At 70.3% G+C, this 7,258-nt stretch carries 4 protein-coding genes and 1 pseudogene; 2 read left to right on the top strand and 3 right to left on the bottom strand.

Annotation, left to right across the window (positions count from 1 at the left end; all coding sequences use genetic code 11):
* Window positions 1–94: 94 nt before the first annotated feature.
* The 3 genes from iniA to H7I57_RS24345 form a co-directional block, all read right to left on the bottom strand.
* Window positions 95–1,963, bottom strand: coding sequence for an isoniazid-induced dynamin-like GTPase IniA (iniA, locus tag H7I57_RS24335; RefSeq protein ID WP_264026661.1), 1,869 nt, complete (start codon window positions 1,961–1,963; stop codon window positions 95–97).
* Window positions 1,964–2,054: 91 nt separating this feature from the next.
* Window positions 2,055–3,128: an IniB N-terminal domain-containing protein gene (locus H7I57_RS24340; protein WP_264026662.1), complete on the bottom strand. Its 1,074-nt coding sequence runs from the start codon at window positions 3,126–3,128 to the stop codon at window positions 2,055–2,057.
* Between the two features lie 300 nt (window positions 3,129–3,428).
* On the bottom strand, window positions 3,429–3,953 hold the full coding sequence (locus H7I57_RS24345) for an Rv0340 family IniB-related protein (RefSeq protein ID WP_264026664.1): 525 nt from the start codon (window positions 3,951–3,953) through the stop codon (window positions 3,429–3,431).
* Between the two features lie 234 nt (window positions 3,954–4,187).
* On the opposite strand from H7I57_RS24345, the gene H7I57_RS24350 reads away from it, so the two are divergent.
* Both H7I57_RS24350 and H7I57_RS24355 read left to right on the top strand, forming a co-directional pair.
* Window positions 4,188–6,005, top strand: a complete 1,818-nt coding sequence (locus tag H7I57_RS24350; protein WP_264026663.1) for an Hsp70 family protein — start codon at window positions 4,188–4,190, stop codon at window positions 6,003–6,005.
* Between the two features lie 9 nt (window positions 6,006–6,014).
* Window positions 6,015–7,258 (top strand): annotated as a pseudogene (locus H7I57_RS24355) (isoniazid response ATPase/transcriptional regulator IniR); the annotation flags it as partial.

Consider the following 7,258-nt stretch of genomic DNA (forward strand, 5'->3'; position numbering starts at 1 on the left):
ATGTGATCCTCGAGAAATCTCATTCTTTCACCACGACAGGGCATTTCGCTGTTACAACCCGCCTCCCATCCCTACCTCATCGGTGAATCCAGGCTTAGTGAGCCGCAACCGCCGCGGGTGTGCCCAGCTTCTCGGCGTGGTCGACCACCTGGCGCAGGATGTTGAGCTGACGCTCGAGTTCCTTGACGCGGGTGTTGCGCCCGTTCTCCTCCATCTTGGCCGCCGCGAGAGTGGCCTGCAGCGACTCGTTCAGCGAACGGGTCGTCTGGTTGGCGATCTCGCGGTAATGGTCGCGCAGCTGCCGCTGGATGCCCTTGAGCCGGTCGCGTGACTCCTTGCCCACGACGAACGCGACGTCGTCGACGAATCGGCGCACGTTCGTCTTCGCCTCGTTGCGCACCCGCAGCATCCGGTTCTCCATGTCCTCCTTGTAGGCCTTGCGGCCCAGCACGAACCCGGCGCCCAGCGACAGCGGGTTGAACATGCCGAGCCCGGCGAACGAGGTGAGCATGCCGAACATCAGCACACCGCCGTAGGAGCCGCGCATCCCGGTGACGATCTTGTGGCCCACCTTGAGCGGCTTGGCCTCCAACTGCGCCAGCGACTTGAACTCACCGAACTCGGCGCCCATGTCCCGCGCGTCGATCGCAGGCATCCGCACGGCGTTCAGCCCCGCCTCCATGAACGTCCGCGCCACTTCGGCCGCCATGGCCTCGGCCCGCTGGTAGGCCCACACGAAGTTGTCGCCGACGGCGGTGGCCACCGCGTCTTCGAGCTCGGTGCCGATCTCCGCCCAGTGCATCGTCGGGTCGCCTGCATCGATGACCTGCTCGGTATGGGCAGTGATATTGCGGAACCGCTGCCGCAGGTCATGGTCGACGTCGGCGGTCAGGTCGGCGATGCCGTCGGTGAGGACCTGCTGCCACAGCGCGGTGTGCTGCAACGCGTCCTGCGCCTCCTGCTTGCGCCGCTCGAGGTCGGCGGTCAGTGCCGCCCGCGCCTGCGGGTCGTTGAGCGCGGACAGTTCCGACTCGACGGCCATCATCAGATGCTCGGCGGCCGCGCGGACGTCGGTGACCACCTGATCGCGCACCCGGTCGTTCTGGCGCGAGAGCACGTCCTCGGACAGGAACTTCACGATCACCGGGAAGTTCGATTCCGCGTTGAGTTCCTTGTCGTTGAGCTGCACGGCATGGCTGCGCAGCGCCGACGAGGCCGGGATCATCGGCGTGGTGATGCCCGCGCGGCGAAGGTGGGCGGCGTTGGCGTCGACCACCTGCCGCCAGTGCGGGTACAGGTCGGTCTTGCTCGCGACGATCACGGCGACGGGGCAGACCTCCAGCGCCTGCCGCATGAACGTCATCTCCGGTTCGGTGAACTCCTGGCTGGTGTCGCTGAGCATCAGCATCGCGTCGGCATCGGGCAGCAGGCCCAGCGTCGCCGAGAGGTGCGGCTGGCCGTGCCCGCCGACGCCCGGGGTGTCGATGAACGCGAGGCCGCCCTTGAGCAGCGGGCTGGGGGCAGTCACCTCGACCCGCAGCACCTCGCGGCCCCCGGCCTGGGGGGCGCGGCGCAGATCGTTGCGCAACTCGGCGGGGGGGATCTCGATGACTTCGGGTTCCTCGCCGTCGGGACGCGCGACCACCAACCGCGCCGACGGCTGCTCGCCGTAGGACACCACCGTGGCCAGCACAGTCGACTCGTCGTCACCGACGCGTGCGACCGGCATGTTGAGCAGCGAGTTCAGCAGCTGGCTCTTGCCCTGCTTGAGTTGACCGGCGATCACCACGCGGATCCGCGGGTCGCTGATGCGGCGCCGGGCCCGCGCGAGCCGTTCCACCAGATCACCGCGTTCCTTGGCGGCGGCGATCTTGCTGGTGTGGTCGATGAGCTCGACGATCACCTTGCGCGCGTCGGCCGGACCGCCGGGCGTGACCTTGCGGGGGTCTTTCGGTTGCGTCATGGTGCCCCTCCCAGTCGCACTTCACGGTATGCGCACGAACTGGCGGGGACCATTGCGGTCCCCGCCAGCTGCGCCATGCGGTCGGTGTCGCTCAGAACGCGTCCAGCTCCGTGCTGGTGCTGTTGTTCGAGGCGACGTCGGTGTCGAAACCGGTGTCGTTGCCCGAGAAGAGATCGGTGTTCGTCTCGTTACCCGAGAAGAGGTCGGTGTTCGTCTCGTTACCCGACCCGATCGCGGTCTCGTTGCCCGACCCGATGTTGGACTCGAAGTTCGACGAGTTGTCCTCGATCGAGCTCTCGGTCGACGTCGTGGTCTCCGTCTCCACCGAGGTGTCGACCGAGTTGTCCTCGGTGTTGTCGCTGCCGTAGTTCCCGTCGATCTGGGTGCCGGTGTTGACGTCGTTGTCGGTGATGATGATGCCGCCACCGCTGCCACCGTCGCCGCCCGCGGCGTTGCCGCCGCCGATGCCGATGAGGCTGTCGCCGCCGGCGGCACCGCCACCGTTGCCACCGCTGGTGTCGACGTCGTTGAGGACCGGGGCGTCGTTGTCGGCGATCAGGTCGCCACCCGCGGTCTGCGAGTTGTCCTCGACCTCGTTGTCCTTGCCGACCACCACGTTGGAGCCGGAGCCGGCGAGGATGTCGCCGTTGTTCATGGTGTTGCCGTCGCCCAGCGCGGCGCCGTCACCGCTGACGATGTCACCGTCGTTGTCGCCGCCGACGACCACGCCGCCGTCGGTGGCGGTGTTGCTGGTCTTGTCACCCAGGGTGATGTCGCCGAACCCGAGGTTGAACGCACCGTTCTGGGCGTTGGCGCCCGCGGCCTGATCCGGGCTGGCGATCGGCACGTTGTTGCCGCTCAGCAGGTCGGTGTTCGTCTCCGGGGCGAAGTTCGGAGCCCACGACGTCTGCGGTGAGAACGGCGACGCGATGTTCGAGGCCAGCTGGTGGTGATCGGCCACCGCGCGCTGCAGGCCGACGACCGGATCGCCGCCGCCGAGCGCGTAACCGGCGGGGGCTGCCGTGGCGGCCACCGACGCGAGCTGCGCGGCGGTGACGTTCGGCAGGCCGGCGTCACGCAGGGCGCCGTCGGGATCGACGACGAAGGAGGCGGCCGAGGCCGGGCTGCGGAACAGGTCGAGGATGAAGTCGATGAGTGTCGTCATTGGACTGCCTTTCGTTGGTCTTCCCTGCGTCCCTGGCGGGCCCGTCGGGGAGGTTCTCGCGCCGGGCTCCCCGGCGATCTGGACACCACGTTATGGAGTTCGGAAGCCACCGCCAACGGGGTGCGCTCCCCTCCCCCAGCAGACCGAGCTAGGGCCGGGACGCTATCCCCGTTAGGGGATTAGGGGATCGATGGGGGTGTCAGGGGAATCACCGTGGCACTCCCCCTTTTCCGCTGTTCACACGACAAAACCCGCGCAGATCGACGGATCTGCGCGGGTTGGCGGTCGGGTCGCCGTGGGTCAGTCGAAGATGTCGAACCCCGGGGTCTGATCGCCGGCCTCGGTGCCGACGACCGGCTGGCCCCAATCGTCGGTCAGATCGGAGTCCGCCATGACGGCGTCCTCGATCAGCGGCACGTCGAACTGCAACGATGCCTCGGTGTCGATCAGATCGGTGCCCGTGTCGCCGTCGAAGCCCTGCTCGGGGACGTCGGTCACCGTGGCCACGGTGTCGATGACCTCGACCCCTGGGGCTTCGGGGACCGTGTCGGCGAACGCGTCGAACGCCGCCGTGGCCGCGCCGCTCGCCCAGACGTTGCCGGCCGGTTCGGCCGCGAAGGCGTCCAGGCCGTGCGACGGCGAGACCGACGGAAAGGCCATGGACAGCGACTCCGAGACGACCGGAATGAGATTCTGCACATCAGCGCTGGTCACATCGTTGAGCCCCGCATCAGCGAGCGCCAGGGCGGGATCCGCGGCGTAACGTGCGGCCGCATCGGGATCGCGCACCAACGACATCACGAAGTCGAGCAGAGAGTTCGCCATGGTCACACCCTCTCCTGGATCGACGTGTTCGGGTAGCAGCGACGATGATCCCGACTGCTTGTCCACGACACTATCCACCTCGGCGACGTCCCGGATCGGTGCGCAGACCCAGCCCTGCGAAGCCGCCATTAGGGGATGGGACATTAGGGGATTCGCAACACTAGGGGGATGTTCATCGACTGTGGGGGATCAGCCGTTAAGGTGGTTGACGGCCCAGACAGGAGAGACGCCACCATGACCGAACCATTGGGGTTGTCGATCGGGATGACCAACCTGGTGGCGGCCCGCGTCGGCCGCCCCCCGGTGACACGGCGATCCGTCCTCAACCTTTTCGCCGACCGCGCACCCGAAGTGGGTGTCCCCGCGGAGATTCCCGGACTCGGCGAACCGCGCCTCGTTCTGACCGGCTTCGTCGAACGCGTCGGCGATCCGGTGCCACTGGTGGCCGCGGACGGATCCGCGCACCGCGGGGAGGTGGTGCTCGCCGAGGCCCTCGACGCGATGGCGCGAACCGTCGACGGGGGATCACCCGTCGCGATCGCCGTACCCGCGCACTGGGGACCCGGCACCGTCGGCGCCTTGCGCGGTGCGCTGCGCGCCCGACCGAGCCTGGCACCCAACGGCGTGCCTGCCGCTCTGATCCCGGACTCGACCGCCGCGCTGTCAGCTCTGCAGGCCGCGCCCGGACTGCCCGACCAGGGCATCGTCGTGCTGGTCGACCTCGGGGGCAGCGGATCCAGCATCACGCTGGCCGACGCAGGCGCGAACCTCGACGCGGTCGGCCAGACGGTCCGGTACCCGGAGTTCTCCGGTGATGCGATGGACCAGGCACTGCTGAACCACGTGCTCGCCGGGATCGTCGACGCCGACAACGCCGACCCCGCGGGCACCGCGGCCGTCGAGTCGCTGGCCCGCCTGCGCGACGAGTGCCGCGCGGCCAAGGAACGCCTTTCCGCGGACACCGCCACGGTGGTGCCCGCCGAACTCCCCGGACACCGCTCCGACATCCGGGTGACCCGCCCGGAATTCGAGCAGCTGATCTCCGAACCGCTCGGCGGGCTGATGAACGCGATCGACGAGACGCTGCAGCGAAACAACGTGCCGGTCGCCGCAGTGTCCGCGGTGGCCACCGTCGGTGGCGGGGCAGCCATTCCGCTGGTGACCCAGCGGCTGTCCGAACGTCTGCGGGCACCCGTCGTCACCACCCCGGAGTCGCAGCTCAACGTGGCCGCGGGCGCGGCGCTGGTTGCCAGCAGGAATCTCGACGCCGACGTGCCGACCGGCATGGCGCCCGCCGCCGACGCACCCACCGCCATGGGACCGGCGGCGTGGGCAGCGGGTGCTGCCGGCCTCGCCGCGGGTGAATCCGCCGACGACGGAGCCGCGTCAGCGACCTTCCGCGCCCTGGCGTGGTCGCAGGACGACGACCCGGCCGGGGATCCGCTGCCCTACACCGGCGGCGACTACACCGCCGCCGGCACCTACGCCGACCCAGGGGCGACCGCCGCCCGGCCACCGGTGGCCTTCGCGGGCGAGGACGGATATGACGACGAGCCCGCGCTGTTGCCCTGGTACAAGCGCCCGCCGGTGCTGTTCGGCGTGGCGGCCGCGGCGGCGCTGCTCGCGGCGGGCGGCCTGGCCGTGACATTGACCGGTTCCACCGGCGAATCCACCACGGTCACCGAGACCGCCACGACGGATCCCTCGGAACCCGTCCCGGCCCCACTGCCCCCGCCGGTCACCACCGTCACCATCGGGGCCGACGGCGTCGCGACCACCACCGTGAGCCAGCCACCGCCTCCCCCGCCACCGTCCACGACGACGACACCGTCGACGACCACGACCACCACCACCCAGCCGACCACGACGACGACCACGACGACGGCCACCACCACCACGACGACTCGGACGACCACTACCCCCCCGACGACCACGCCGCCGCCGACCACGACCGTGGCGCCGCCCACGACCACGGTTGCGCCACCACCGACGACCGTCGATCCGCCGGATCCGATCACGACGACGATCATCGTTCCCGACGACGGTGCCTGACCCGCGGCGATGACGAGTCCGGCGCCGCATCGGCCGACGGATCTGCCCGCGGCCGCCCGGGAGGCCGTCGCGGTCGTGGACGCCGACCCGGGTGCGGCGATCAAGTTGCTGGTGACCGGGGGCCTCGGGACCGGCAAGTCGGCGGTGCTGGCCGCGGTGCGCACGGCGTTGCGGACCTCCGGTCGCGCGGTGGTGTCTCGGCCGCCGGGCCCCGAGGACACCTCAGACCCCGCGACAGCCCCCGCGATCGTCGTCGACGACGCGCACCTTCTCGACGCACCCGACCTCGACCGACTCACCGAACTCGTCGCCGACCCCGCCACGACCGTCGTGATCGCCGCCCAACCGCTGGCGCATTACCCGCCGCTGCGCAGCCTGGCCACAGCGCTCGAACGGGAGAACCCCGCGGTCGCCCTGGGGCCGCTGCCCCCGGTCGAGGTGGGCAGGACCGCGGCGGCGATGCTCGGCGCGCCGGCGCCGCCGGAACTGGTGCGATTGCTCATCTCGGCGACGGCGGGGCTGTCGTTCCTGCTACGCCCCGCCCTGGCGGCGGCCGGCGACGGTCCGCAGGCAGTTCGGCAGGCTGCCCGGTTCGCACTGATCGAACGGCTCCGGCGCCTCGAGGAGCGGTTGCTCGACACGCTGCTGGTCTCGTCGGTGAGTTTCGACCTCGGGCCCGACGACGTCGCCGCGGCGCTGCGGCTGCCCTCGGAGACGGCGTTGGCGGCGGTCGACCGGGCCCGCGCCAGCGGCCTGATCGAACCGTCCCACCCTCAGGGCTTCCTGCGTGCGGTGCACGACGGGATCGCCCAGATCGCCGGTGCCGCAAGGCATCACGACATCGAGGTGTCGGTGCTGTGTTCGCAGCTCGAGCTGTCCACGCTCACCGCCGATCTGGCGCTGCGACTGGCCGAACACGGCCTTCGCGATGAACGGCTGGCCGCCGCGCTGACCGACCTGGCCGCGCGCACCCGCGGGCATCCCGCGCGCGCCGCGCGGCTGTACCGGGCCGCCGCCGACGCCGGTGCCACCGCGCTGAGCACACGACTCGCCGATGCGCTCGCGCTGACCGGGGATTGCACGACGGCTGCCCGGCTCGCCGACGAGTTACTCGCCTCGCAGGATGCTGCCGAGCGCGCCGCCGCGGTGCGGGTCGCGGCGAGCATTGCGCTGCACGACGGCAGCGCCGCGCAGGCCAATGACCTGTTCCGGTGGCTCGGCCCGGCCCCGGATGCCGTCGTCGCCGCCGCGGC

The organism is Mycolicibacterium pyrenivorans, assembly GCF_025821625.1.
Taxonomy (GTDB): Bacteria; Actinomycetota; Actinomycetes; order Mycobacteriales; family Mycobacteriaceae; genus Mycobacterium; species Mycobacterium pyrenivorans.

Excerpts from the sequence above, each read along its gene's own strand:
- iniA (WP_264026661.1), bottom strand. The coding sequence starts at position 1,963 with ATGACGCAACCGAAAGACCCCCGCAAGGTCACGCCCGGCGGTCCGGCC.
- H7I57_RS24340 (WP_264026662.1), bottom strand. The coding sequence starts at position 3,128 with ATGACGACACTCATCGACTTCATCCTCGACCTGTTCCGCAGCCCGGCC.
- H7I57_RS24345 (WP_264026664.1), bottom strand. The coding sequence starts at position 3,953 with ATGGCGAACTCTCTGCTCGACTTCGTGATGTCGTTGGTGCGCGATCCC.
- H7I57_RS24350 (WP_264026663.1), top strand. The coding sequence starts at position 4,188 with ATGACCGAACCATTGGGGTTGTCGATCGGGATGACCAACCTGGTGGCG.